28 protein-coding genes, 2 tRNA genes, 1 pseudogene and 1 riboswitch are annotated in these 26719 nt (G+C 39.9%); of the genes and pseudogenes, 18 read left to right on the plus strand and 13 right to left on the minus strand.

Features of this window, described 5'->3' with window-relative positions; all coding sequences use genetic code 11:
* Positions 1 to 95: 95 nt before the first annotated feature.
* From VCA1004_RS13345 to VCA1004_RS13355, 3 genes are read left to right on the plus strand one after another with little or no spacing between them, the layout of a single operon-like run.
* Complete coding sequence (locus VCA1004_RS13345; RefSeq protein WP_086980935.1) at positions 96 to 2447, plus strand: ATP-binding protein; 2352 nt, start codon at positions 96 to 98, stop codon at positions 2445 to 2447.
* 1 nt (position 2448) lies between these two features.
* Positions 2449 to 3336 carry a mechanosensitive ion channel family protein gene (locus VCA1004_RS13350; RefSeq protein WP_086980936.1) on the plus strand — a complete coding sequence of 296 codons (888 nt, stop codon included), beginning with the start codon at positions 2449 to 2451 and terminating at the stop codon, positions 3334 to 3336.
* Positions 3337 to 3351: 15 nt separating this feature from the next.
* Positions 3352 to 3618, plus strand: a complete 267-nt coding sequence (locus VCA1004_RS13355; protein WP_086980937.1) for a DUF2960 family protein — start codon at positions 3352 to 3354, stop codon at positions 3616 to 3618.
* Positions 3619 to 3716: 98 nt separating this feature from the next.
* Here VCA1004_RS13355 and nagK read toward each other — a convergent pair whose 3' ends face one another.
* Positions 3717 to 4640, minus strand: coding sequence for an N-acetylglucosamine kinase (nagK, locus tag VCA1004_RS13360; protein WP_086980938.1), 924 nt, complete (start codon positions 4638 to 4640; stop codon positions 3717 to 3719).
* A 250-nt stretch (positions 4641 to 4890) separates the two neighbouring features.
* Here nagK and VCA1004_RS13365 point away from each other — a divergent pair, with 250 nt between their 5' ends.
* The 4 genes from VCA1004_RS13365 to VCA1004_RS13380 all read left to right on the plus strand — a co-directional run bounded on the left by VCA1004_RS13365 (position 4891) and on the right by VCA1004_RS13380 (position 8383).
* Positions 4891 to 5361 (plus strand): NlpC/P60 family protein, encoded by a 471-nt coding sequence (locus VCA1004_RS13365; RefSeq protein ID WP_086980939.1) that lies wholly within the window; start codon positions 4891 to 4893, stop codon positions 5359 to 5361.
* A gap of 99 nt (positions 5362 to 5460) precedes the next feature.
* Positions 5461 to 6330, plus strand: a complete 870-nt coding sequence (locus VCA1004_RS13370) for a fructosamine kinase family protein (RefSeq protein WP_086980940.1) — start codon at positions 5461 to 5463, stop codon at positions 6328 to 6330.
* 345 nt (positions 6331 to 6675) lie between these two features.
* The gene (locus tag VCA1004_RS13375) at positions 6676 to 6873 is read left to right on the plus strand and encodes a CPXCG motif-containing cysteine-rich protein (RefSeq protein ID WP_086980941.1); all 198 of its coding nucleotides are present in this window, start codon (positions 6676 to 6678) and stop codon (positions 6871 to 6873) included.
* 136 nt (positions 6874 to 7009) lie between these two features.
* Positions 7010 to 8383, plus strand: a complete 1374-nt coding sequence (locus VCA1004_RS13380) for an MATE family efflux transporter (protein WP_086980942.1) — start codon at positions 7010 to 7012, stop codon at positions 8381 to 8383.
* Positions 8384 to 8451: 68 nt separating this feature from the next.
* Here VCA1004_RS13380 and VCA1004_RS13385 read toward each other — a convergent pair whose 3' ends face one another.
* Positions 8452 to 9336 carry a DNA ligase gene (locus VCA1004_RS13385; protein WP_086980943.1) on the minus strand — a complete coding sequence of 295 codons (885 nt, stop codon included), beginning with the start codon at positions 9334 to 9336 and terminating at the stop codon, positions 8452 to 8454.
* 194 nt (positions 9337 to 9530) lie between these two features.
* Between VCA1004_RS13385 and hxpB the strand changes: the two genes are divergently transcribed.
* The 5 genes and pseudogenes from hxpB to VCA1004_RS13410 all read left to right on the plus strand — a co-directional run bounded on the left by hxpB (position 9531) and on the right by VCA1004_RS13410 (position 11770).
* A complete protein-coding gene (gene hxpB, locus VCA1004_RS13390; protein ID WP_086980944.1) occupies positions 9531 to 10184 on the plus strand; it encodes a hexitol phosphatase HxpB in 654 nt (217 codons plus the stop codon).
* 72 nt (positions 10185 to 10256) lie between these two features.
* Positions 10257 to 10838, plus strand: a complete 582-nt coding sequence (gene mobA, locus VCA1004_RS13395; RefSeq protein ID WP_086980945.1) for a molybdenum cofactor guanylyltransferase MobA — start codon at positions 10257 to 10259, stop codon at positions 10836 to 10838.
* A 72-nt stretch (positions 10839 to 10910) separates the two neighbouring features.
* A pseudogene (gene mobB / locus VCA1004_RS13400) lies at positions 10911 to 11426 on the plus strand (molybdopterin-guanine dinucleotide biosynthesis protein B); the annotation flags it as partial.
* 146 nt (positions 11427 to 11572) lie between these two features.
* Positions 11573 to 11649, plus strand: a tRNA-Val gene (locus tag VCA1004_RS13405).
* Between the two features lie 44 nt (positions 11650 to 11693).
* Positions 11694 to 11770: transfer RNA gene (locus tag VCA1004_RS13410), tRNA-Val, on the plus strand.
* A gap of 332 nt (positions 11771 to 12102) precedes the next feature.
* On the opposite strand, the gene VCA1004_RS13415 is transcribed toward VCA1004_RS13410, so the two are convergent.
* From VCA1004_RS13415 to VCA1004_RS13435, 5 genes are all read right to left on the minus strand, one after another.
* Positions 12103 to 12537, minus strand: coding sequence for a hypothetical protein (locus tag VCA1004_RS13415; RefSeq protein ID WP_086980947.1), 435 nt, complete (start codon positions 12535 to 12537; stop codon positions 12103 to 12105).
* 24 nt (positions 12538 to 12561) lie between these two features.
* A complete protein-coding gene (locus VCA1004_RS15240; protein ID WP_179949587.1) occupies positions 12562 to 13194 on the minus strand; it encodes an HNH endonuclease in 633 nt (210 codons plus the stop codon).
* A gap of 135 nt (positions 13195 to 13329) precedes the next feature.
* Entirely contained in the window at positions 13330 to 13620 is a 291-nt protein-coding gene (locus tag VCA1004_RS13425) for a hypothetical protein (RefSeq protein WP_086980948.1), read from the minus strand.
* 254 nt (positions 13621 to 13874) lie between these two features.
* Positions 13875 to 14333 (minus strand): GNAT family N-acetyltransferase, encoded by a 459-nt coding sequence (locus VCA1004_RS13430; RefSeq protein ID WP_232012683.1) that lies wholly within the window; start codon positions 14331 to 14333, stop codon positions 13875 to 13877.
* Between the two features lie 149 nt (positions 14334 to 14482).
* The gene (locus tag VCA1004_RS13435) at positions 14483 to 14983 is read right to left on the minus strand and encodes a flavodoxin family protein (protein ID WP_025818932.1); all 501 of its coding nucleotides are present in this window, start codon (positions 14981 to 14983) and stop codon (positions 14483 to 14485) included.
* An 819-nt stretch (positions 14984 to 15802) separates the two neighbouring features.
* Here VCA1004_RS13435 and VCA1004_RS13440 point away from each other — a divergent pair.
* Positions 15803 to 17107: a dicarboxylate/amino acid:cation symporter gene (locus tag VCA1004_RS13440; RefSeq protein ID WP_086980950.1), complete on the plus strand. Its 1305-nt coding sequence runs from the start codon at positions 15803 to 15805 to the stop codon at positions 17105 to 17107.
* Between the two features lie 185 nt (positions 17108 to 17292).
* The gene (locus VCA1004_RS13445; RefSeq protein WP_086980951.1) at positions 17293 to 18174 is read left to right on the plus strand and encodes a DMT family transporter; all 882 of its coding nucleotides are present in this window, start codon (positions 17293 to 17295) and stop codon (positions 18172 to 18174) included.
* Between the two features lie 161 nt (positions 18175 to 18335).
* Here VCA1004_RS13445 and thiE read toward each other — a convergent pair whose 3' ends face one another.
* From thiE to thiD, 3 genes are read right to left on the minus strand one after another with little or no spacing between them, the layout of a single operon-like run.
* Complete coding sequence (gene thiE / locus VCA1004_RS13450; protein WP_086980952.1) at positions 18336 to 19028, minus strand: thiamine phosphate synthase; 693 nt, start codon at positions 19026 to 19028, stop codon at positions 18336 to 18338.
* Positions 19018 to 19818, minus strand: a complete 801-nt coding sequence (gene thiM / locus VCA1004_RS13455) for a hydroxyethylthiazole kinase (protein WP_086980953.1) — start codon at positions 19816 to 19818, stop codon at positions 19018 to 19020. The genes thiE and thiM overlap by 11 nt, the downstream gene beginning before the upstream one ends.
* Positions 19819 to 19856: 38 nt before the next feature.
* Positions 19857 to 20687, minus strand: a complete 831-nt coding sequence (thiD, locus tag VCA1004_RS13460; protein WP_086980954.1) for a bifunctional hydroxymethylpyrimidine kinase/phosphomethylpyrimidine kinase — start codon at positions 20685 to 20687, stop codon at positions 19857 to 19859.
* 55 nt (positions 20688 to 20742) lie between these two features.
* A riboswitch (TPP riboswitch) is annotated at positions 20743 to 20841 on the minus strand.
* Between the two features lie 163 nt (positions 20842 to 21004).
* Between thiD and VCA1004_RS13465 the strand changes: the two genes are divergently transcribed.
* Positions 21005 to 21808 carry a sterol desaturase family protein gene (locus VCA1004_RS13465; RefSeq protein ID WP_086980955.1) on the plus strand — a complete coding sequence of 268 codons (804 nt, stop codon included), beginning with the start codon at positions 21005 to 21007 and terminating at the stop codon, positions 21806 to 21808.
* A gap of 14 nt (positions 21809 to 21822) precedes the next feature.
* On the opposite strand, the gene VCA1004_RS13470 is transcribed toward VCA1004_RS13465, so the two are convergent.
* Positions 21823 to 22764 carry a zinc transporter ZntB gene (locus tag VCA1004_RS13470; protein WP_086980956.1) on the minus strand — a complete coding sequence of 314 codons (942 nt, stop codon included), beginning with the start codon at positions 22762 to 22764 and terminating at the stop codon, positions 21823 to 21825.
* Positions 22765 to 22921: 157 nt separating this feature from the next.
* Between VCA1004_RS13470 and VCA1004_RS13475 the strand changes: the two genes are divergently transcribed.
* On the plus strand, positions 22922 to 23680 hold the full coding sequence (locus tag VCA1004_RS13475) for a DUF502 domain-containing protein (protein WP_086980957.1): 759 nt from the start codon (positions 22922 to 22924) through the stop codon (positions 23678 to 23680).
* Between the two features lie 216 nt (positions 23681 to 23896).
* Here the strand turns inward: VCA1004_RS13475 and VCA1004_RS13480 are convergent, their stop codons facing one another.
* Positions 23897 to 24508 (minus strand): glutathione S-transferase family protein, encoded by a 612-nt coding sequence (locus VCA1004_RS13480; RefSeq protein WP_086980958.1) that lies wholly within the window; start codon positions 24506 to 24508, stop codon positions 23897 to 23899.
* A gap of 221 nt (positions 24509 to 24729) precedes the next feature.
* Between VCA1004_RS13480 and VCA1004_RS13485 the strand changes: the two genes are divergently transcribed.
* A complete protein-coding gene (locus tag VCA1004_RS13485; protein WP_086980959.1) occupies positions 24730 to 25326 on the plus strand; it encodes a TetR/AcrR family transcriptional regulator in 597 nt (198 codons plus the stop codon).
* A 141-nt stretch (positions 25327 to 25467) separates the two neighbouring features.
* Here the strand turns inward: VCA1004_RS13485 and VCA1004_RS13490 are convergent, their stop codons facing one another.
* Positions 25468 to 25989, minus strand: a complete 522-nt coding sequence (locus tag VCA1004_RS13490; RefSeq protein WP_086980960.1) for a DUF2058 domain-containing protein — start codon at positions 25987 to 25989, stop codon at positions 25468 to 25470.
* A gap of 139 nt (positions 25990 to 26128) precedes the next feature.
* Here VCA1004_RS13490 and VCA1004_RS13495 point away from each other — a divergent pair, with 139 nt between their 5' ends.
* Positions 26129 to 26719 (plus strand): DUF1415 domain-containing protein, encoded by a 591-nt coding sequence (locus VCA1004_RS13495; protein WP_086980961.1) that lies wholly within the window; start codon positions 26129 to 26131, stop codon positions 26717 to 26719.

Below are 26719 nucleotides of genomic sequence, written 5' to 3' on the forward strand. Positions count from 1 at the left end.
AATGACAATCTATCAAGTTATAAGCTATGATTTTGTCTGGTAATCAATTATCTTAGGCAAAGTTTAAGCCTATCAATTATTTATAAGTGAAATCTATGGGTAAATTTTACCAAACATTGATAACAACAATCTTTTTGCTTCTCTCTCTTAGTGCTCATGCCGAATGGGAGCCATCTCATCAAGATAAGAAGCCCAAAGTATCGGATGCCGCACAACGAATTGCAGAGCAAGTTTCCCAGTTGCCAGACCCCCTTTTTATGACCTCTGCCGATCATGCCAAAGTAGATGAATTACTGTCAGCAACGCTGTATCAAATTGACACTAATACCAAAGGATTTGAACAAGCTCTTAAAGATTATCGCCATCATAACAATGATCAAAACTGGATGACGACTCAAGAGTATTATTTAACACTACATAGTTTTAATCGTTCGAAACAAAATCTATTAAAACTCGTTGATAGTCACGTTTACAATAAGTTGACTGGATTTGGCCCTTTTGGTGTTACCCAATTTAAAAATGAAATCCACATTACTCAGCTCAATGCTCAGTTCCTAATTTATTTTCAAATTCAAAGTTTTAAACAATTCATTGAAGATTTAGCTATTTCACCAGTACCGGTTATCGCGATGGTGGTTAAGCTATTTTTAGTGTACTTAATATTAACTTGGTGGCTGCGTAATAGCCCAGACATGGTAAAGCATTTCCGCCAAACTAAATTAGAAACCACGACCCCGCCTCCTATTTGGATCCGTATGATTTGGTATATCAGTAAAGCTAATAAACCGATAGCTTGGCTGATTGCCATTACGGTATCGCTAGATATTTTATCAAACTTACAAAGTCTACAGCATGTGAAGTTTCTCGATATTTTCACCTGGTGGGTATTAGGTGGCTCCATTGCGGTGAAGTTTATTTTAGAATTTGTTTACCGTAATAGCCGTAGTACTTCTAAAGATATTGTTGCCATCCGTTTATCGACTATTCGTTATTATGTGTGGAGTGTGATCGGTGCAGGAGTTTTACTGCAGATAACTGAAACGACCGTCGGTGAAGGTACCATTTATCATTGGGTGTCTAGCTTAATGTTTTTGTGGTTCATTGTGATTACTATTATTGTGTTAAGAAAATGGAAGTGTTATGTCTTTAGTGAAAATAATGAAAGTTTAGAACTGCCAGTTTGGGCGCATTGGGCGGTTAATCATAAGAACAGTTTTGGTCTCTCGACCATTTCAACTGCCATCATGACGTTTTGGTTGTTGTCTCGTAATATCAAGCACATGATCATTTCCAGCTTATCTAACTATGCCTTCTTCAGCCAAGCTCTTGCGTATTTATTCCGTATCGAAGTAGCTAAACAAGGTGATACTGGCGGCAGTAATTCCAATCTACTGAAATTAAAAGGCGATGACATTTATCAATATGTCTTACCAGGTAATGAAGATAGTGAATTAATCGGTTACTCTACTGATGAAATCAAACAGTTATCACGCTATGTGTTAGCTGATAGCCCTGCCATGTGTGTGGTGTCAGGTGAACGTGGTATTGGCACTACCACGCTTTTAAATCAGCTACTTTATCGCGTCAATAATGCCCAACCTATTTACTTAAACTGCCCTAATTCTGGCTATCCTGAGCTTATCGCTGAGTTTGCCGAACAGCTCGGCTTGAGCCGTGAGTCAACCGACATTCAAGTGCTCGCTCACTTACGTAAAAGTGAAACCTGTTATTTATTGGCCGTAGATAATGCCCAACGCCTAGTTAAACCTATGGTGGGTGGGTTATCTGGTTTAATGAAATTTGCCAACCTACTTCGTCGCTCAAAGAAAAACCATCGGGTTTTATTGGCGATTGAAAAGTCCAGTTGGCGTTTTGTAGATCGCGCTCGTGGTGAACGTTTGTTATTTGACTTAGTGACATTTTTGCCACGTTGGTCAGAGACGCAAATTACTCAATTACTCGACTCTCGATTAAATCAAAACGTTGAAAATCCGGTGTCTTTTGATGACTTGAATCTACCGAAACAATGGGATCAAGATGATATTTCCGAAGAGGAACGAGCAAAACAAGGCTTTTATCGTATTCTTTGGCACTATGCAGACGGCAACCCTACGGTAGCATTGCGCTTCTTCCGTTTATCACTACGTAAAGATCAGCAAACCGATAAAGTGGTGGTACGCTTATTCCAAGCGCCACACTCCGATGAACTGGAAAAAATGCCGAAACCTATGCTCGCGATTTTACGCTCTATTGTACAACTTGAAATTTCGACCCCAGAGGAACTATCGGAGTGTACTCAGTTAACGATACCGGAAGTTATCGGAACGTTACGTTATTTCGAAAGTCGTGACTACATTGAATGGTCGGGAGATAAAGCCCGCATTTCAGACCATTGGTATCGCTTTATTACCAACGCATTACACCGTCAGCATTTATTGGTGAAATAGAATGAATAAATTATTACTCTCTATTTTTTTATTGGTCTGCTCTTCCTCTGTGTTTGCTACGGAAGAGACCGCCGAGCATTTAGAAAATATCACACAGTTCACTAGCCTTATCCGCTGGGGAGGCGTGTTCTTTTCTTTTGTTATCATTTTTGGTTCGTGGGTATTATTACGCTTTACCAATAAGTTAGTTGAAACCTTCAGTGCTCAATTCGTGCAATACCGGATGATATTGCAAAAGTTGCAGTCGTTCTTCCAATTCTTGGTGTATATGACCGCGGGTATAGTGGTCTTTATGATGAGCTTTAGAATCAACGATCAAATTCTTACTTTGATCGGAGGTACTTTAGCGGTATCCATCGGCTTTGCTTTAAAAGATTTGGCGGCCTCCTTCATTGCGGGGTTAACCGTGATGATTGACCGTCCTTTTCAAGTGGGTGACCGCGTCACTTTTGAGGGGAATTACGGAGATATTATTACTATTGGTTTACGCTCAGTGCGTATGCGAACCTTAACCGATGACATTATCACTATTCCAAACAATAAATTCTTAAGTGAAGTCACCATGAGCGGTAACTATGGGGCTTTGGATATGCAATGTGTCATCCCCTTTTATATTGGAATGGATCAAGACATCAATCTCGCGCGTGATTTAATTCAAGAGGCCGCATCATCTAGCCGCTATATTCATCTTCCGAAACCCGTCGTCGTGTTGGTGAATCAAGAAATCGCTGACAATTATTTAGCGATAAAATTGACCTGTAAAGCTTACGTTGTTGATACGGTTTATGAAAAACTTTTCGAAACCGATATTACTTTACGTGTAATGAAAGAATTTAAGCGTCATAATATCAATCCACCCATGATTGCGGTTCGTTCCACAATGCAATAAACGCTTGAGGCTGTTATGTCACGTACAATTTTGTATACCTATAAAAATGAAGAAAAAACCTTAGCGTTTAGCTATCGTGATTTCCACACTATTCACGAAGCAGTTGCCGCGCAAGAAGGCATCGATTTATCTGAATATTTAAAAATGGAACAAGCGATTGAAGCGGTTTCTGATACCAAAACGGTTAGAAATTATCGAGATGCGCATTTTAGAAAATTAGGATTTGGCAAAATCACATTAATGCCAAAAGAAAATATAGGAATCGGTCAAAAGAAAAAGTAATACACATTGCTATCGCTTAACAAATATTAAAATAAAAGACGGCTTTATGGAGTCACTTCAGTGCACTTATAAAGCCGTTTTAATTTATATAACCAATTTTAAGCAATGTTTAAGAAGGCGGCACCACGTACCCCACCAGAATCACCATGTTTTGCTTTTAAAATCTTAGGCACTTTACCTACTGATAATAAATGCTGTGGGATTCGTTTTGGCATTTCTTCATAAATAGCATCAAAGTTAGATAACCCACCACCAAGCACCACTACATTTGGGTCCAAGGCCGTAAAAATATTACCCAAACAAATCGCCAGAAAGTCCATAAAACGATTAACGTGCTCGACCGCTTTTGGTTCTTGTGCTTGATAATTTTTAATGATATCGACCGCTTTCACTTTTTCATCATAGTAATGGTGGTAAAGCAGCTCAAATCCGCGCCCAGAAAGGTAGTTATCAATACAGCCTTTTCTATCGCAGCCGCAATCAAGTAGCGGCGCAGATTTATTATCCGCACTCTCATTGAGATAAAACCAAGCATCTACTGGCATACGCATGTGACCTAATTCGCCAGCCACGTGACTGCCCCCTGAGATCACATGGCCGTTAACCACAATGCCGCCACCAAAACCAGTACCAAGGATTAGACCAAGTACCGTTTCTTGTCCTTGATGCTCTTCATCCCAAGCTTCAGATAAAGCAAAACAATTCGCGTCATTGGCTATTTTTACCGGGCGATCAATCAATGCTTCTAAATCTTTACGTAAAAACTTGCCTTTGGCTGCAGGGACATTCGATGTCATTAACGAACCATCATCCACACTTTCCATGCCAGGAATACCAAGACCAACTAATCCTTTTACATTAAACTGTTCATCGTATTTTTTTACTAAACTGGCTAGAGTTGTAAGTAACGCTTGATAGTCTTCACCCGGCGTTGGTAATCTTTCAGTTGCCACCCTTTCCAATTTTTCATTGAATGCCCCAAACTCAATTTTGGTGCCTCCGACATCAAATCCGTAAAACATTTAAACTCTCCCCAAAATAGTCAATGTTAAAAATACCGTTATTATCCACAAAGGTCTTCCACAAACTGTGATATATAATGGATTTACTTCCACATTGAAACTGTATGCTGATTTTTCATGCATTTTATGACGATTTTATGTCATACCGTTAGATAACTAAGCTTAATATTTACTCATTAACGATAATCAACTAGCATGATTATTCATCAACATAAATGTTAGACATGAACGTTTAAATAGTTAGGTATCAATGAAGCAGGTTATTTCCTTGTTATGTATCGCTGTGTTTGGGCTCTCAGGCTGTTCGACTTCACCGCCACCAACAGCACCATTACCCGCTACATCATCACAAAAAAATGAATTTAATCACCTTTATCAATCTTGGGCTGGTGTGCCCTACCAATTTGGTGGCAGCTCAAAATTAGGTATTGATTGTTCGGCTTTTATGCAAGTCACCATGGCGGCAATTTACCAACTCAACTTACCTCGAACAACAGAATTACAAAGTGAACAAGGCATTTATATTCCAGAGTCAAAAGCTGCTTTTGGTGATTTAGTTTTTTTTAAAACCGGTTGGAATCAACGTCATGTGGGCATGTATATCGGTAATAAACAATTTGTCCATGCTTCCACCTCGAAAGGCGTTATTATTTCACGTTTAGATAATCCTTATTGGGCGAGTAAATTTTGGCAATTTCGTCGTATGGATGCCCTTGAATAAACAAAAAGTGATGGTTATTTTTGCGGTTTAGCTCTCTGCTTTAAAACTTCAACTAAGATAATGTCATAGACTGATAACCATTGGGTACTGGAGGTCATTATGTGGCATGGTATTGCTCAACAACTATCTGAAGTACTGGCATTTGAGTTTTTAATTCAAGAGCGAGAAGTGATTCACGGAGGCGATTGCAGCGAATGCTATATGATCTCTGACGGAGAACAGCGTTACTTTGTCAAAATCAACGATCGAGAATATCTTCATAAATTCGAATCGGAAATCGAAAATTTATCCTTGTTATTACAAACCCGTACCTTAACCGTCCCACAACCTGTCACCTCTGGCTTGATAAAAGATAAAGCATTTCTAATCTTAAATTTTTTACCCACCAAACCGGTAGAGTCAAATCAAGATAAATATGTATTAGGCCAACAATTGGCTCATCTTCATCAATGGGGAGAGCAAAAAGAATATGGTTATGATGCTGAAACCTACGTTGGCCTCAACCTTCAACCTAATGCTTGGCATAAAAAATGGGGTATTTTCTTTTCCGAGCACCGTATTGGTTGGCAATTGCAATTACTAAAAGAAAAAGGTATCGAACTGGGTGATATCGATCAAATTGTGGTACAAGTAAAACAATGGCTCGGTGCACATAACCCTAAACCATCTTTATTGCATGGCAATTTAAGTAGTCATAATTACGCCCTCTCGGTTAACGGGCCGGTTTGTTATGATCCTTCAAGTTATTGGGGAGATCCTGAATGTGATTTGGCCATTATTGAAAAGTTTAGTGATTTAGGCGATAGCTTCTTTGAGGGTTATCAGAGTGTGACCCCTTTAGAAGTAGGCTACCAAAAAAGAAAACACGTTTATCAACTTTACTATCTTTTATGTCATTGCAATCAATACGGCGGTGAGTTTTTAGATGAAAGCTACCATATGGTTCAAGTATTAAGCCAAGACGCGTAATATTTTATTATTGTTAATTCATAAGCTTAATTAACATTGAGTGAATTTTTATACACTCATCAAATTTATATGTAACTAAGTACTTAACATTACAGTGGTTATTTGAAAAGAATATTCACTTGAAAGCAATAATTAAAAAAAGACTCAATTTTTCAAGGTCACATCATAGTATTGGGCTTTTTTTGAACATTATTTTGCGGTAATTCAATGTTCTTGCTTATTTTAAACCAAAAACTAACTTTAATGATTACCCTTAAAAAGATTCAACAAGTCGATTTAATGTCTAGATCTGATTATTTTGTTGTTCATTTAGCTTGATACTGGGACGTTGTAATGAGGAAAGCAATGATAAAATATACTGAAAAAAGAGTGTCGTGTCCCCATTGTGGGCATCAAATAGGAATGACGGTAGATTCCACATTAGGCAACCAAGAATTTTATGATGATTGTCCTTCTTGTAATCATGCCATTCATTTAGAACTAAAAGTAGACAATGCGAAAGTCTTACTTACCGCTGGTGTTGAAGACCACCCTACCTTTTAAGTTCTTATCAAAAGAAGACAACTGAAAGCTCCCTGACTATGGGAGCTTTTTATTTCAATAGTGTTAAAAACAAGTCGCTAATTGTATACAACCGGATATAATAATTTTCCGAGTTTTCACGCAGTTAGGAGGTAATGTGCATCGTTATCGTAAAGAAGGCTTAACACTTATTAAACTTGCAACCCCTGTATTACTTGCCTCTATCGCTCAAACAGGAATGGGCTTTATCGATACCGTGATGGCTGGTGGTGTAAGTGCAACCGATATGGCCGCGGTGGCCGTTGCTTCTAGTATTTGGTTACCTTCTATTTTATTTGGTATCGGACTGTTACTAGCGCTCGTTCCTGTGGTGGCGCAACTTAATGGTTCAGGCCGACAAGTTCGTATCGCACATGAAATCCAACAGGGCTTTTACTTGTCTTTTTTGGTTGCGATCCCGATCGTTTTGGTATTATCACAAACCCGACATATTCTTGAAATCATGCATATTGAACCGGTTATGGCTTCAAAAACCAATGGTTATATGTTTGCTATGATTTTTGCGGTCCCGGCATTTTTATTATTCCAAACGCTACGCAGTTTATCGGATGGTTTGTCGTTAACTAAACCTGCCATGATCTTAGGCTTTATAGGGCTGGCGCTGAACATTCCACTTAACTGGATATTTGTTTATGGCAAGTTTGGTTTGCCTGAACTTGGTGCCGTTGGTTGTGGCGTGGCAACCGCCATCGTTTATTGGGTAATGTTTTTATCCATGCTTGGTTATGTTTTAGTCGCACGCCGCTTTAAAAATATTCATATATTTAGTGAATTTCACAAGCCGAACTTACATTCTTTACGTCGCTTATTTCGATTAGGCTTTCCTATTGCGGCTGCATTATTTTTTGAGGTTACCCTATTTGCCGTTGTCGCTTTATTAGTGGCACCTTTAGGACCATTGGTGGTAGCCGCTCACCAAGTCGCAATCAACTTCTCATCATTAATTTTTATGTTACCGATGAGCATTGGTGCGGCGGTCAGTATTCGAGTCGGACATCAACTTGGTGAGCAGAGCATTGAAGGAGCTAAAATTTCTACTCATGTGGGGCTATTATTTGCCTTTGGAACTGCCATTATCACTGCATTACTGACCATCATATTCCGTGATTCTATTATTGCGCTTTATACCGACAACCAAGAAGTGACATTGATTGCACTTAACTTACTTGTCATGGCGGCAATTTATCAATGTAGTGATGCTCTTCAAGTGGTTGGCGCAGGCGCCCTTCGTGGTTATAAAGATACCACCTCTATTTTTAGCCGGACTTTGATTTCTTATTGGGGAGTGGGTATGCCTATTGGTTATATTCTTGGCATGACCGCATGGGTGACGGATAAACCGATGGGGATTACTGGCTTTTGGATCGGTATCATTCTTGGTTTAACGACGGCGGCAGTGTTACTCACGAAACGATTGATCTGGCTGCATAAACAAGATGATGATGTTCAGCTAAACTTTTCAACGCGTTAGTTTCTCGAAATTTTAAAATGAAGACTCAGGGCTCTTGAAATTAAGAGCCCTTTTTATGCTCTGATTGGTTACTCTTTTCGCTCATGACTGAAACGCGCAAACCTGGGAACGCCTTGATAAGTTAACCCGTTATAGCGAAACGTAATAATAGCTCCTAATGGCGGTGGATTGTTTCTATCTTCATCACTTAAGCCAGAGCCAATATAGAATACTTGCTCATCCTGCCATTTGACTAACAATGACCCCACTTTTCCTTGGTACTTACCATTGCCCGGTTTGTATCCAATGACCACGGCTTCTGAATCTTGGTAGGATTTCACTTTGATCAAGTCATCGCTTCGTCCAGCTTGATAGCGGCTAAGCTTATTTTTTAACATAATACCTTCGCCTTGCTGTTGCTCAACTTGGGTTAATAAACGATAAAGGTCGGTTTCATTGTTTAACGGCTGTTGGGTAACAAGCTGGACAAAGCTTGAATTAAGTGACTGAAGTAGTGTTGTTAATTGCTGGTACCGCTGTTCAAAAGTCAGGGTTGATTGTGGTTTATCAAACACCATAAACCGTATTAATTTCCAATCTTCAGAGCGAGGTACTGCATCTAACACCGTTTGCTGTACTTTATGAAATTGCCCTCTTCCTGCCCATAGCTCGCCATCTAATGCTTGCTTAGGTAATGCTTCAGTAAACCATTTTGGAGCCTGAATAAGATGACCATTTCTGGAGATCAATTGCTCTCCGGTCCAAATAGCACGAATCCCATCAAGTTTTTCACTATACCAATAATGCTTTAATGACATTCCGTCTTGATAATCATTCGCTAGCATCACCTTTAAAGATGAATTAGCGTGGAGGTCTGGTTCAGAGAGTGGTTCAGCCTGTACCGCGTTAGACAATAACGTCACAGAGCATAAACTGCTGCAAATTGATAATGAAGGTTTTAACTCGTATGCCATTGGAAGCTCTTAGTCATCAATAAAAATGATTAAGCTAAACGATTGTGCGGCGTTTATGGATTTATTCACATCGTTGTTGCGAGGAAAAAGACTCAAAAATAAAGTGATAAACACATCAATTACATATTTGATTGCACTGGCTTTAGCTCATGTTAGACTCACTCTCTATTTGATATTGATAAGAGAGAAATGACATGATTAAAGCGGCTGTATTTGATATGGATGGTCTAATGATTGACTCGGAACCTTTTTGGCAACAAGCTCAATTAGAAGTATTTCCAAAGGTCAATGTGTCAGTCACTTTGCAAGATACAATTGCGACCACAGGGATTCGCATCGATCAAATTGTAGAGCAGTATTACCGCCAAACCCCTTGGGAAAATTACAGCTGTCAACAAGTCTGCGATCTGATCCTTGAACGCGTGATTGAACTGGTTAAAACTCATAAACCTATGATGCCAGGCTTATATCAAGCTTTAGAAATTTGCCAACAATCGGGACTGAAGATTGCGCTGGCCTCTTCCTCTCCAATGGTTCTAATTCAAGCGGTTTTACAAGCGCTGGAATTAGAAGATGTTTTTGAAGCCGTGTTATCTGCTGAAGGCTTACCGTACGGTAAACCGCACCCAGAAGTCTACTTAAATGCGGCGCAAGCGTTAGGGGTTTCTCCTCTTGATTGTGTTGCCTTAGAAGACTCATTTACAGGTTTATTAGCAGCAAAATCAGCACAAATGAAAACGATTGTGATTCCAGAGGCAAGTCATCGTGAACAAGCACGTTTTGTGATTGCCGATTATAAACTCGACTCCTTAGAGCATATTTCAGAAGCCTTGCTGCAAACGTTATAATAAATAACGCAACATTGTTGCCTCAAGCTAGGTAAACACTTGTGTAGAGAATTGAGATATAGGTCGATAGTTGTGATAGATAAAGCAAAAGTAACTTGGGTGATATTAGCTGGCGGTCAAGCTCGCCGCATGGGTGGTCAAGATAAAGGGTTAATTCAGTTTCATGATAAACCGTTAATTGAGCACATTGTTAAGGCACTCCGCCCTCAAATATCAAACTTGATGATCATTGCTAATCGAAACATTGAGGCCTATCAACAATATGCCCCGACTTTCCAAGATCAAAAAACTGGATATATGGGGCCATTAGCGGGTATTCATTCAGCATTATTGCATTCTAAAGACTACGAATGGGTTGGCGTTGTCCCATGTGATAGCCCAAACTTACCCGCTGAATTTGTTGATCTATTTTTACAACAAGATCCCGAAGATGCCGAAATACTGGTCGCTTTTGATGGCCAGCATATCCAACCCGTATTTGCACTTTATCGTCGTGATGTGTTGCCCAAACTTGATGCATTTTTAAATAATGGCGATCGTAAAATCCAGCTATTTTTTAAATCTTGTGCAGTTCAATACGTTGATTTTCAAAAATATCCTCAGATGTTTATTAACCTCAATACACCTGAAGATCTTCAGCATCATTCGTTGTGAGACCTTGTTACAACTATAGATCTTGTTACAACCATAGATCTTGCTACAACCACTGTACAAATCTGACATTAAATGAGGAATAACATGACACCATTTCCTATTCCGGTTCTCGGCTTTGCAGCTTATAGTGGCACGGGTAAAACCACCCTACTTGAAGCCTTACTACCACGGCTTAATCAGCGAGGTATCCGTGTCGGAATGCTTAAACATGCCCATCACGATTTTGATATTGATACTCCAGGAAAAGACAGTTTTCGCTTACGTAAAGCCGGTGCAGAACAAATGCTGATCGCCTCACCACAACGTTTTGCTTTTATTAGTGAAACACCAAAACAAGAACCAAGCTTTGCAGCCTTATTGAGTCAATTTAATACTGCAGAACTTGACCTTATATTAGTGGAAGGCTGTAAAGATATTGTATTTCCTAAAATTGAGTTACATCGTTCTGAACTTAATAAGCCGTGGCTCTATACTCAAGACTCTAGTGTGATTGCAATTGCCGCAGATACTTGTCCAGAAACTGAGTTACCTTATTTCAATATTAATGACTTAGACGCTATTGCCGACTTTGTGATGGATTTTTTAAGGTAACAAGTCGAGTTTAAGTGCAAAAAAACAACACTCAGCGCATAAAGTCAGCAAACAATCTAAAACTATGCAATTTATGCTTGCAACCTTTAAAACCGCTGGGTAATATCTTCCTCGTTCTCAAGACATAAGTCATTTTGCAAATTGGGTCCGTAGCTCAGTTGGTTAGAGTACTACCTTGACATGGTAGGGGTCGGCGATTCGAGTTCGCCCGGACCCACCATTTTCAAAATGATTTGAATGTAAGTTCATTTGAAAACAAATTATGCGTCCGTAGCTCAGTTGGTTAGAGTACTACCTTGACATGGTAGGGGTCGGTGATTCGAGTTCACTCGGACGCACCATATTCCTAACAAAACCCGCAACTTATGCGGGTTTTGTTGTTTCTAACATGTGACCTTTCTAAATTTCCACCCTACTCATTTTTATTGTTATCCTACGTTTCTATATTGAATAATTATTCCAGTGACCAAATCGACTACTATATTTTTAATGATTTTGTGACCATTCGGTGACCATGTTTACAATTCAAACTCTCTTTCTCGTTGCTGACTATATTTTTGACTGCTAACGCCGTTATAACCTGCATTTTGGGTGGAGTGTAGTACTGTGCAATAATGAGCGAAGCGAATGCTCAGAACGAAGCGTAGCCCAAAATGTCAGGTTAATAACTTTGTTAGGCATTTTTCACTCTAAGAAAATCACTTACCAAACCCCATGAATTTTCGTATGACTCATAGTTAGGAATGTCTCGTAGATTTACTTTTCCCCAATCTTTCGTCCGAGGCGCTTGCTCTACGATAGAGACAGGAAATACATAATATACCGGAGGTAAAACCTCCTTTCTTCCATCTTTAGAGCCTCGATTTAGCAGAACAACCACTACAAAATCACAATCAAAGTTTTTGATAGGAAACCCCCTAGCTCCTGTTTGCCACCTACTTTTCACCTGCACCATTGCGGATTTATTTGACTCGGGATTTGTTGCCACCAAATCATAACCAGGCATATTCGTATAGGTTTTATACGACGCAATTTTATTTAATAGCAATTGCCCTAGCACTAAAAATTCCGCGCCCTCAGCCTCAAGCCTTGTGTCTAATCTTGGCATAATTCCTCGTGATGCCTAACATTGTTATAACTCAGCTTCACGGATTACCTTGTTATGATAATCGATGCTTTTTTGAGAAATACGATGACTTGATACTTGCTTAATTTCTTTTAGTGTTAACTCGATTGCACCATAGTCGCACATCACATGATGATTTGGGCATAAAACAATTATGTTTTCTGGTGTATCAGATCCATTGTGTGGATCACCTAATGGAATTATATGGTGAGCCTCCGAGTACAATCTGTCATTTGGGAGCTGAATTTGAAGGCCACAAATTTGACATGAGTTGTTGTGGAGTAACTTTAGTTTTCTAGCTAAGTTTGTATCACGTAAAACGCGGTATGTCGCTGTATATTCCCGCTCTGGTTCTTTGGTACCTGCCGGTAAATCTGCTGCTTTAGGGGTGTAAGATAATTTGTTTCTGAGCCCCCACATTCCTGCACCTAAGCCATTAACCGAATAGAAAAGGTCTTGACCGTTTTTAAAGCCATCAGAATCTGATGACAAATCTTGAATTCTACGGCGAATTACAGCTTTCCAAGTTTTGGGAAGGTCACTTCTTAGTTTTGACACTTCTGAATAAATGTCATCATAACTGGCAACTCCACCTAGATTTTCAAGTGCTTGAATTATGTCTTGTTCCCATGACGGCATCGCCAATATCTCCCTGAGTTATAACGCCGCGTTAAGTAGTGAGCAACGCTACCACCGAACTGAACCATGCCACCGTAAACACAAAACCCAACGATGGAATGAGAAGTACCATTCGTTGGGAATCCTTTGTTATGTTTATTTTGCGTTAGCTAAAACTGTTCGTTCTTCAGCTTGTTTACCTGAGTAAATGCAAAAAGCAGTATTATAATCGTTGTATGCAATAGCAAAATCAAAGTCACAGAAATGTGCTGGATGCTTTGTTGCAATCGAGTCACCAGCTTTGCACTGCTTTCCTAATCCCTCAACTAAACTGTCATTGTCAGGCCCCATACACGCAACACCTGTAGACGCACTCTTTTGCCCGTTACAGCCTGCCAAAACGACACTTAAGGAAAAAACTGTAAGAACTGTTCTAAGTTTGATCATAATCACTCCATATTAAACTTATGACATATTTTTATAGCATGGCACATCATATACATAGAAAACATAGAAAACATAGACTTAACTCAATATGAAACAGATTTAGAGAGATGTATGGGTAAAATCGTATGATTGCCCCATAAACATAACGCCCACTTAAACGGTGAGCCCCGATCACCAAGCATCCGCTTGCACCTTATTCACTTAACTTATTGAAACCACAACAACTAAGAGGCGAATCCGTTTTGAAGCGTTTGTTATGCCTGTACTACTTTCTGAGTGAAATGCTCAAATGCAGCAACCTTTGAGTAACCCTCAGAAATATATAATTTTTTGGCATTTTCATTATCAACTGCTGTAGCCAGTTTAACTGTAAGGGCATCGGTTTCTAAAGCATAAGTTTTTACATGCTGTAGCAACGCTTTACCAACCCCCTGCTGCCTTGCCGACTCAGCGATAAATAAGTCATTTAAATACCACATACGCTTCATTGCAACCGAGGAGTAAGATGGATAAAGCTGAACAAAGCCTAACGGTTTATCTTGATGACCGAGTGCAAGAAAGATGACAGAGTCCGAACAATTTAGTCTGTCTTCAATAAAGGCTCTCGAACCAGCTAAATTAGGCTCTTGCCCGTAAAACTGACGATATGAATCAAATAGTTGAGCTACAACTTCAAGATACGATTTATTTACTTTTTCTATTTTCAAAATCACGCTCCTTGTCGATTTTTGAGGAAAAGGCATAACGCCGCGTTAAGGGGCAGCAACGCGCTACCACCAAACTTCAATTTACCACCGTAAACACAAATACCAAGATTTGAGCCAAATTCGCCACGCGTTGACTGTCCCTCTTGAACGCTTTGTTATGTAACATTTTCAATGGCTTGTGCTGCGCTAACAGTAACTTTACCTAAATCAGACTCTGTTTGTATAGCAAGATATTCGCAGCCTTTGAACTCAAGTTGCATGTACTTAGCTGTCAACTCAAATGGCTGTACGAAACAATCAGGCAGTTCCAAGTTGTAACCCGTAGATAGAACTGAAATAGACTTACCCTTTAGCTTACGTCCCAATTCCTTTTCAATCGTTAAAAGGTCAGATAATCGGTCAAAAAAGACTTTTAGCTGAGCTGACATTGAGTACCAGTACACAGGAGAAGCGAACACCAGATGATCAAAGCTAAGTAGTTCATGGATTATGGGAAGGAAATCATCGTTTTTATTTTCATGCGAATAGTCATAAAAACTAACGTCGAAATTAGTTAGATCAAACAACTTTGCACCAGACTGCTCAACGAAAGAGTCTGCTAATTTTCGGGTATTTCCGTCAGATTTAGAAGTACCTAATATGACTGCAATATTCACTAAACCTCCATGTTACATAACATTGTTAATAACCTGCCGGCTTGTTTTTCTGGTCAGGTTTACCACCCCAAAAACCTGTAACCGACTGTTTTATTTTAAATAATCATTAAAATAATATTGACCAACCTCCAGAAAAACAAGCCGGCTCGAAAGTTCGGGCTGCTTTGGGATGTTATTTTAACACCCCTAGCTTACACCTTGCTGATATATAACAAGTTTCTGTTATCTTCTCTAGAAAAACGAGCCAATTTTTTCCAAATGACTTTATCAAACAATGTCTGATCAAACTTGTTTAATAATTCCATTCATTATTTGCGACTAACATCTAAAAAGACATCATTAGATATATGTAAATATTTGATTTATATAAAATCCTAAGGGTTAGCAAGTATTTATTTATGTTATAACTTTAATAATATATGTCTTGACATGGTAGGGGTCGGTGATTCGAGTTCACTCGGACGCACCATATAAAGAAAGCCTACTTCATTTGAAGTAGGCTTTCTTTTATTGTTAATTGTCAGTGACATTTCCAACCTAATTTATTCTCGAAGAATTATTACCAACCCTCCCCTCAAACAGGAAAAAATACTATTTACTTTGCAATATAAAGGAGAATAGTTTTAACCAACCCGCCACACAACCAATACAAGCTGGCTAACATATTACTTACAACATGACAAACTGTTAGCATTTATGTGACAACCATCACACCAATAAATCATAGTTTGTTACAAGTAAGCCGCGTTTTTATTTAAATCTGCTACTCTCCTGATCACTTTGAAGGTTGTACAAAGTATTTTATATGGAGATAAGTTCATGAAGAACGATAACAACAAGAAAAAACGCTCACTAACGAGTAAAATCCTTATCGGTATGTTTGCCGGTATTTTATGCGGGTTTATCATTCAAAACTTTTTATCTACTAATGAATTCATTAATAACTATTTAGTTAATGGTTTATTTGATGTAGGTGGCAAAATCTTTATTGCTAGCTTAAAAATGCTAGTGATCCCTCTTGTGTTTGTATCCCTTGTCTGTGGTACCAGCTCATTAAAAGACATTACTACCCTAGGCCGCCTAGGTGGTAAAACACTGGCCTTTTATATTACTACAACCGCGATAGCGATCACCCTTGCTCTTGTAATGGGGATCTTCTTAAAGCCAGGTTCTGGTGCTGATCTCACTTCTGCAGCATCTTTCAGCGCACAAAGTGCCCCATCTTTAGGACAAGTTATTGTTGGCATGTTCCCAAGCAACCCAATGGCAGCAATGTCTCAGGGTAATACGCTACAAGTGATTGTCTTCGCTGTATTATTTGGTATTGCGGTCAGCCTTGCTGGTAAACCGGGGCAACGTATTGCGGATTTCTTTTCTGACGTCAATGAAGTCATCATGAAATTAGTGACGATTTTAATGGAAGTGGCTCCTTACGGTATCTTCTTCTTAATGGCAAAACTGTTTACCGGTTTAGGATTAGAAGCCATCGCGAACTTAGCTGCTTACTTCTTAGTTTTAGTTGCGGCACTCTTGATTCACGCATTCGTTACTTATAGCGTATTGCTAAAAGCTTTATCAGGATTAAGCCCAGTTGCATTTTGGAAGAAAATGAAAGACGCGATTATGTTTGCCTTTTCTACCGCATCGTCTAATGCGACGATTCCAATTACGATGGAAACAGCCACACATCGTCTGGGTGTCAGTAACAAAATTGCCTCGTTTACTGTTCCACTAGGCGCGACCATCAACATGGATGGTACCGCCATTATGCAAGGCGTTGCGACGGCGTTTATTGCTCAAGCTTTCAATGTTGATTTAACTCTTGGCGATTACATGACCGTCATTTTAACGGCGACATTAGCTTCTGTTGGTACAGCTGGGGTTCCAGGTGTTGGTCTGATAATGCTGGCGATGGTTCTAAATCAAGTTGGCCTACCTTTAGAAGGTATTGCACTGATCATGGGCGTTGACCGTTTACTTGATATGATTCGAACCGCGGTCAATATTACTGGTGACAGCGTGGTCACTTGTATTGTGGCGAAATCTGAAAATGAACTGGATATTGAGACTTTCAATAACCCAGATGCAGGCGAAATAGAATTAGCACTAAAACGTTCTGCATAATACTTTCTTAATAACATAAGCCCCTGATGACATTCTATTGCGATGCTCATTGGGGGCTTGTTTTTTCACTCATCTTTTACGCTCATAAAAATACATTCACACGCCTAAACCTGTAACAAGATCGCGACAATATCGTCACTCACGTGCTACCCTGACCTTTCCTTTTTATTCAGATGTTTTTCACTATGAATCAAGAATTAAAAGCCACTATTCTCCTCATTATAACGACGATTTTAGCGGGTCTAGGTTGGATATTTTCCAAGCAATCGATAGCGGGTCTTCCCCCTTTTGCTTTCATTGGTATACGCTTTATTGCTGCCTCGTGTTTCATTTTACCGTTTTGTTATAAACAACTGCTCACGCTCACTAGTAAACAATGTTTAAATGCGGCGAGCGTTGGCCTTATTATGTCTGGTGCGTTATTGACTTGGGTAACCGCCATTTCCGTTACCGACACCTTGGCGGAAGGCGCTTTTATTTCCAGTCTTGCGATGTTATTTGCACCTTTTGTAGGCTGGTTGCTTTTCAAACAAAAACCTATTCGTATGTTTTGGGTTTCATTACCTTTTGCGATTCTTGGTTTAGGGTTTTTATCTCTCTCTAATGGCTACCATCAATCCCCAAGCCAGATTTGGTTTCTGATTTCAGCCGTGTTATTGGCCTTTCATTTCAACTTTAATGCTAAGTATGCGCAAAGCGTGCCAAGCTTAGTTCTTGCGTGTATCCAGCTTTTTGTAGTGGGTGTGGTGGCTTCTATCGCCTCATTACTTTTGGAACAATGGCCAACAGAGATATCCAATATTACTTGGCTGTGGGTAGGACTTAGTACCGTAGTCGCAACAAGTTTACGCTACGTAATGCAAACCATTGGACAAAAATTAACGACATCAGGCAATGCGGCAATTATTATGATTTTAGAACCTGTCTGGGCGAGTTCATTGAGTGTGGTATTTTATGGTGATGATATGCCTGCTGGAAAGATTATTGGCTGTGGTTTAATTTTGTGGTCACTTTTCGTTTATCGAGGGGGCGCAAAACTATTAGAAAGGCGACTCCGCTCATCTTAACTCAGCTAAAATTAATTCAACAAGCCACAATAAAGGCGATTCAACCCACAAAACTTGACCATCATTTCGTGGATTGGAACGATTTTGAACTATCGATTTTTTTGAGTGCCCTGTTTTAACTGTCTTTTGTGAACGTCAATACTTCTTTTAAAGGCTAAAGGCTAAAGGCTTTTATGGCTTAGCATGAGCTGTTTGAGCTCTTGAGCGGCTTTAGTCGGATCGCAGGACTGACAAATAGCAGACACTAAGGCAATACTAGGGACGCCCGTCTGAGCAATCTCAGCGATATTGGTATCGGTAATTCCACCAATGGCAACTAGTGGCTTATTGCTTTGCTTCACTGCGTTACTTAGCCCTGCTATTTCCCATTGATATTGGGTATCGAGTTTAGTTGCGGTATTAAAAATGGTGCTGATGCCTACATAATCCACATCCAATGTTTGCGCTGCCTGTAATTGCTCAGGACTTTCTACCGTAAGACCGACTATTTTATCATTACCCATCAATCGCCTTGCTATTTCAACTGGCATATCGGATTGCCCAAGATGCACGCCATCAGCCTCGACGGCTAATGCGACATCGACACGATCGTTGATAATTAAAGGAACTTTATTGTTTTTCAACGTTGCTTGCTTAACGTCCACTAAAGAATCAGCATTAAAAGCATCAATGAGGGTTTTTACAATTTGTGCCCTTTCGATAAATTGACGAACGTTATTATTTTTGTGGCGAACTTGCACGATAGACACTCCGCCCAACAAAGCTTGATGAATTAATCGCTGCAAAGCCTCGCCGCTGGTCCCTTCATCCGTCACCAAATACAATGGGTAGTTAAAATCGCGATTAAAGCTCATAAATAGCACTCTCTAAAGTATATTCAATTGCTTGGGCATCTAAGCCATAAAGTTTATCTAAAATATTGACCTGCATTGAACCCGGCCCTTGACTGTGTTTAGCGGCTAATTGACCACAAACGCCCAAAATCGCAGTGGAGCATAAACCTGCACAATCAAGGTCTATGGCAGCAAAGGCCCCCGTTAAAGCAGTATGGGTACACCCCATCCCCGTAATTTTAGGCATCCATTCATGACCATTGTTAAACTGATGGATGCCCTGGTTCGTAACTACGTAATCTAACTGGCCAGAAATGACCACTTGCCGCGCACCATAATGATCAATGAGATGTTGCGCCGCAAGTATCGCCTTTTCACTGGCATCTAAAGCATCGACACCCTTGACTTGGCTTTTTACATTCGCCAAAGCCATGATTTCGGAAGCATTGGCTCGCACGATAAGCTTATCGGCTAATTGACTAAACTCTTGAGCCACCTGAGTTCTTAACTGACTAGCACCACATCCGACAGGATCGAGAATGACTGGTTTACCGCATAAATTAGCTTGAATAATGGCAAAGCGCATACGCTCAACCCAAAGTGAGTCTAATGTGCCAAGGTTAATCACTACCGCTTTAGCAATATTCACCATTTCAGCCATTTCTTGACGACTATGCGCCATGATGGGTGAAGCTCCAATAGCCAGTAAGGCATTCGCGGTATTATTCATCACGACATAGTTGGTCACATTCAAAATCAAAGGCTGTGTGTAGCGGAGCTGTTGTAATCGCTGAGAAATGATCGCATGCATGGGTAACTCCTAGGTAAAATCGATAATCAAGGTCATGATTAATGAAAAGCATAAAAGTGATGAACGGGGCCAGAACCTTTGCCAACACTTAATTGATCGGAAGCTTGTAGTGCTTGTGAGAGATAGGCTTTGGCCTTTTCAACCGCTTGATTTAAATTTTCACCTTGCCCTAAGTAACAAGCGATGGCCGAAGATAACGAACACCCCGTACCATGCGTATTTGGAGTGACTATTCGAGGATGAGAAAACGAGGTAACTTGATGCGCTCGAATCAACCAATCGGTACTTTGTGATCCTTGAAAGTGCCCACCTTTTAACAACACATCGACATCGTTAAATGTTGGACAAGATTGAACCTTCTCAATTAACTCCGACATTTGCGCTTCAGTATGCGATTTTTGACTGCCTAATAACAATTCAATTTCTGGTAAGTTAGGAGTTAGAACATCTACTAAAGGAATTAAACATTGCTTAAGCGTTTCAATGGCTTTGGGTTGAATAAGGGGGTCTCCACTAGTGGCGACCATGACGGGATCTAACACAACATTCATTAAGTTATAGTGCTTTAGCTTTTGTGCGATTACTTCAATAATCTGGCTATCATTCAACATGCCGATTTTAACCGCAGCAATATCCATGTCGCTAAAAATCGCGTCTAATTGCTCAGCAACAAATGATGGTGATACTGGAAAGATTGACTGTACGCCTTGTGTATTTTGCGCCGTTAAAGCGGTAATAGCCGAACAAGCATATCCCCCCGTCGCAGAAATTGCTTTTATATCGGCTTGAATACCTGCTCCACCACCAGAATCAGAGCCCGCAATGGTAAGAATATTTGGAATCTTAGAGGATGAGTTATTATGAGACATATTACTTCCTTATGCGCATGGAAGTAATAGACGTGTAGCGAAAAGCTTTCTCCAGGAGACACGTACATTAGTTCCCTACGCCAATGTTAATTGGATCAGGTTCAACGGGTCTCACCTTGGTGATCTCAGCCTAATGGCTCCCCGACTAATATTGGTTAATCTAAAGGCCAAACTGGGTAAAGTAAAGCGTTACCTTATTCGATATGATTATTCTATTGAATGCTAGCTCTATCATTATAAAAGCAATTTCACTGCGAACATGTTAACGTCTTATCTCTCATCAAGGCTGGCTGTATAATTACGGAAACAACACAATCATGGATGGATTACTCTTAGAATCTCAACATATCCTCAGAATGAGTGTCTTTCTCATCATTTTTGCTCTTATGGCGACTTGGGAAGCGGTTCACCCCAGAAAAACGCTCAGTCAGCCCAAATGGTATCGTTGGTGTAATAATTTAGGTTTAGTGATCATCAATAGCCTTCTGTTACCACTCTCCTTACCTTTCCTCGCGATTATGGCAGCCTCTATCGCTCAATCACAAAGTATCGGGCTACTGAATCAATTTACACTTCCGAAACTACCAGTAGTGATTTTATCCATCATATTATTGGATATGTGTATTTATTGGCAGCACCGTATTTTCCACCAAGTACCGCTATTATGGCGCTTACATCGAGTTCATCATGCAGACCAAGATATTGATGTCACCACAGGTGCACGTTTTCATTTTATTGAGATATGGTTATCCATGATTTTGAAAATAACGATCATTTTCGGCTTAGGTATCCCGGTGATTGCTGTACTCTTATTTGAAATAATCTTGAATGGCTGCGCCATGTTTAATCACAGTAATGTCAAGATCGCTCCTCAACTCGATAAAGTGTTAAGAAGTGTCATTGTGACGCCAGATATGCATCGAGTTCATCACTCTGTCTACCGCAACGAAACGGATAGTAATTACGGCTTTTGTCTTTCCTTATGGGATCGTGTTTTTGGGAGTTACATAGCGCAACCCAAAGCAGGACATCAAAATATGCAAATTGGGATTAATCGATTCCGTTCATTGAAAGAACAAGGGCTGCTCAAGATGCTGACGCAGCCGTTCCGAGATCGCTAATCGTGACCGTGTCACTAAAAGAACTTCAACCAACGCAATAAGATAAACTCAAAAATAAACGTCACCACAAGCCCGACACAAAAGACCATAAAGGCCATCGGATTATCGACCCCAGGGATGCCGCCAATATTAATGCCAAGTAACCCGGTTAAAAAACTTACCGGTAAGAAAATGGCTGCAATCACCGTAAAAAGATAGGTGTTACGGTTCATTTTTTCCGCTTGGTCTTGTTCGATGTCCGCCTTAATCAGTTGAATTTGTTCAAGATAAAAATCGATTGATTCATTAATTCGAATCACCGTATCCAATGAGTTACGCATTTTTAATTCAACATCTTCCATTTCTGGATGCTGGACTTCCAAAAAATCATCATGCGCATAACGCTGTGGTTTCATAAAACGACGTAACTTGAGTAATCGCTTATGAATGACATGCAGATCATGATGGTTACCATTGCCTTCTTCAATTTCAAACAGCTGATCTTCCACCGTATCTAAAAAGTGTGCAATGTTTTGATTTAACCCATCAATGATCGCCAATAATAACCGAGCCGTGGTTTTCGGTCCGCGTTGTTCATCGAGTGCTTGACGAATTTCCGTAATCGCTTTTGAAGATATCTTCCGTGTCGAAATTAAAATGCCTTTGTGCCATAAAATACGAACACTAAGCATATCATCTGGCATCGCGCCTTCATTGAGATTAACGCCTCGCATGATGAGCAAAAATGACTGATCTTCAAATAACTCAAATCGAGGTCGGGTATCATCGGCAAGCAAGCTATCCACTACCCCTGTTTCAAAATCATTTGCCAACAGCCAATGGCGTAATTCTTTGGCTTCACGCTGGCAATGATACCAATGATGCTCTTGAAGCAAACCAAGTGGCTCTGTGGGTTCCACTCTTTTGGCAGGAAAGGTAGAAAAATCCCAAGATTCAATCAAAAAGCTATGCGACATAGTGTGTACTCTATTCTTCGATTAATACTACGTCCTATTTAGGCAGAGGAAACCTTACGGTTCAAGAAATAGTTATGATTAATGATGATTATCGTTACAATATTAAAAAGTTATCACTAACAGATGATTATCATCACTCCATCAAGGATGACCTTCAATGAAGAAACTGCTTATCAAGAAAATTAAGATCGGGATGTTATTTGTCATTCCTTTGGTCTTTGCTGGCTGGGTGGTCAATGCAATCGTAACCTTTATGGATAAAACGGCGGCGTACTTTCTACCAGATAGCTGGCATCAATTATTAAGTGGTATTTGGGGCTTTGGGCTCTTTGCTGCCTTGTTGCTAATGCTCATTATCGGAATCATTTTTGATGGTCACTTACAGCAACGTTTTTATACTTGGCTCTCAGATAAAACCATTAACCGGATTCCTGGCTTTGGCATTATCCATAACTCCACCAAGCAAATCATGGAAGCCTTAACCTCGGAAGAGTCTCCGTTTAAAAAACCGGCTTTTGCACGCTCTTGGTCCGGCGAGAATTCGAAAGAAATAGTATTTGATTTGGGGCCGACTTGGATGATTCCAACTCAAAATGGCGAGAAGTTTATGGGGCCAGATGGTCAATTTTATCCAGTTCCAGAAGAAGGTTATCATGTGGTTTTTGTCCCTCAAGCGATTAACCTTTCTAATGGTTATGTACGCTTTGAAAAACAAGAAGATTTACTTTATGTGCCGCATTTATCGGTTGAACAATTGACTGCAACGTTGATTTCATGTGGCTTAACCTTACCGAAACAACCGAATGATGCTTTAGGTAAGGTCTTGAAAAATGAGCAAGAAATGCAACAAGCTTTAGCCGAATGGAAACAACAAGCGTCTAATCCTACCTCCAAGCAGGAATCTAAAAACAAATAATATCGCCGTTGTTTTATTAAGAGCCGTTCATATTTCAGGCTTAACCGACTCTAAGCTCATTAACGGCAAGCTATTTGACTATAGTTTTTAAATTAACCATAGCTTTTAAATTAACCATGAGTATTTAAATTAACCATAGCTTTTAAATTAACCATGAGTATTTAAATTAACCATAGCGTTTAAAAATAGCCTGCCAGACGTAACTTAATCGAGGGGTTATTGAAAGGCTGGACGCTGCGCAAGTTTTTCATACCAAGCGTTAATATTTGGATACGTTTGTAACGCTTTGATCTCTAAAGCACGTTCACAAACAAAGCCCACCAATAAGAAAGCAGTAATATCGGCAACGCTGAGTTTGTCACCGGCCACAAAAGCATGACGACTTAACTGCTTATCGAGCTTTGGTAAGAACTCTTGTACACGTAATTTAGACTCTTGTCCCCACTCCGGCACACAACGTTCACGGTCACTATATACGCCCGATAAATTGCGAAATGCTTGGAAGCCCGCATATAAACCATCTAATTCCACAATGCGTTGCCACATTTCGACTTTACCTGCCTCGGCCGGTGTTTCACCAAACAAAGATTTATTATTGGTTGCTTCAGCAAAATAACGGCAAATTGCAATACTTTCACTAATGTTGGTTCCATCATCTAGCTCTAGCATCGGCACTTTACCATTGACACTTTTATCAAGGTATTCAGGAGTTAAGTTTTCACCATCGCGGACATTAAGCTGCACCCTTTCCACTTCAATCCCCATCTCTTTAAGAAAGATCCCCACACGAAGAGAACTTGGGTTGGTAGCAAACTCATATATTTTCATGACTGATTTCCTTTTCTGAACGTTCGTTTAGATATAAGCTAACCAATAACTAAACGATCAGTCAACAATTAGTTTAAGTCGTGAACGGTTTTTGCTACATTGAATGACCACTGTGGGTAACTCCTCCCAACGATTAACAGGCCGTTAAGTTGATTTGTTAAATAAAATAATCAACAAAACCAAAGACAAAGGCCGAGGTCAACTTCAATTAAGTGAGAAATATGGCTAGAAAAAGCAATTTTGATAGAGATGAGAAACTGATTGAAGCTATGCAGCTTTTTTGGCAACAAGGGTATGCCAATACCTCGATTTCCGATCTCGTCGCACATTTAGGCATTAATCGCTTCAGTATTTATAACGCCTTTGGAGATAAGTACGCCCTTTACCAAGAAGCGTTAGAATATTATTTCGAACATACCAGCAAACCTGCCGCTCAAATGCTATTTTATCCAGAAGCAGATCTTCATACTCTGGAAAGCTTCTTATTAGCTTTTGTTGAGCGACAAAAACAACAACAATTTGGCTGCTTTATTCAAAACGCTTTACTTGAACATGGCCCACGCGATCAATCCGTACAAGGTGTGGGCAACAAACTCATGCTGCATTTAAGTGACGGCGTCACTCATTGTTTAAGCAATGCAATAAAACTTGGACAGCTTCATCCGCAAGCTGATCTTAGTGGCTTAGTCTCTCTTATTGTCACTCACATTCAAGGCATTCGTGTACTAGGTAAAGCGGCGCAATATGGTTATTTAGAAACGGCCACACAAGCCTTGTTCGGCTTATTAAAGTCTCAAAAACTAGACTCAATCCATTAAAAAAGCGGTGAGCCATCTCGCCCCACCGCTTATCTTTGTTTGTACTCTCTTTGCTCGTACTATCTTTTTTATAGATTAATACTAGTACGTTAAAGTTTGTACACTGATAGTGTTGTTACATCTTCATCGTGATGGTGTGAATTACCACATCAAATCATCTGGTACAACAAAGTCAGCATACGGATCGTCTTCATCTTGCTCTTCTTGAGTCAATACATTATTCAATACAATACTGTCTTCATCTCGCTGATAAATTTTATCAGCCACACTGGCAGGAATGATCGCATAACCCTCTAAATAACGGGCAATTGCCAAACGGCCTTTGGTCAGTTGGTCTTGAGTCGGCTTATCTACATACAGCTTTTTGACTAAAGAACCATCCGTAAAGTTATAACCAATCTCACCGTCGGCGATTTCAATGCGGTTCATTTCAATCAATTGCTTAACTTGTGCCTTCAATTCTTTGCTCAAAACTTGTTGTTTTTGCTCTGCACTCAATGCCTTATCACGTTCAAGTTGTGCTTTTTTATTGGCTTCTACCGCTTCTCTTGCTTCACGCGCTTGTACACGAGATTTCTTTGACGATTTCTTCGCTTTCTCTAATTTTTTGCTGCTAACCAGTCCTGCTTTCAGCATTTGTTCTTGTAATGTTAGTTTTGCCATGAGGTTCTCTTACTGCCTAGTTTGGGGTAATTATACCTTTAAAAAGATCCAATTTGCGAGACGGATATATGCTAGAATCTGCCGCAAATTGCGATTTCACCCATTCGTTATCAGATAAATAACTAACATGAGTATGCCAATGCCCTCTTCCTCCCTTCTTTCCATCACTGAAATAGAATCTCAAGTTGAACAATGGTTACTTGATGTGGTGATCGGATTGAACTTGTGTCCGTTTGCTGCAAAGCCTCAACGTAACAAACAAATCAAGATTTTTGTCTCTCAAGCAACCGTGGAAGAACAATTACTTGAAGATGTGTTTCAAGAACTGACTACTTTGGTGAACACCCCGGTTTCTGAACTTGAAACTACGCTGGTGGTGATCCCAAACATGCTAGAAGATTTTGATAACTATAATTTCTTCTTAGATTGGATTGATGCGCTGATCAAACAAGAAAACTGGGAAGGCGTATTTCAAGTGGCAACCTTCCATCCAGATTACTGCTTTGCAGGTGCGCAACCGGAAGATGCTGAAAATCTAACCAACCGCGCGCCATATCCTGTGCTTCATCTTATTCGTGAAGAAAGTATGGAACGCGCAGTAAAACATTACCCTAACCCAGAAGCCATTCCAGACATCAACATTGCTCGGGTTGAAAGCTTAACCACAGAGGAAAAGCAACAGCTATTTCCTTACCTTTTTAATCTTCGCTCAACTGAAACAAAGAAATAG

Source organism: Vibrio aphrogenes (assembly GCF_002157735.2).
Lineage (GTDB): Bacteria > Pseudomonadota > Gammaproteobacteria > Enterobacterales > Vibrionaceae > Vibrio > Vibrio aphrogenes.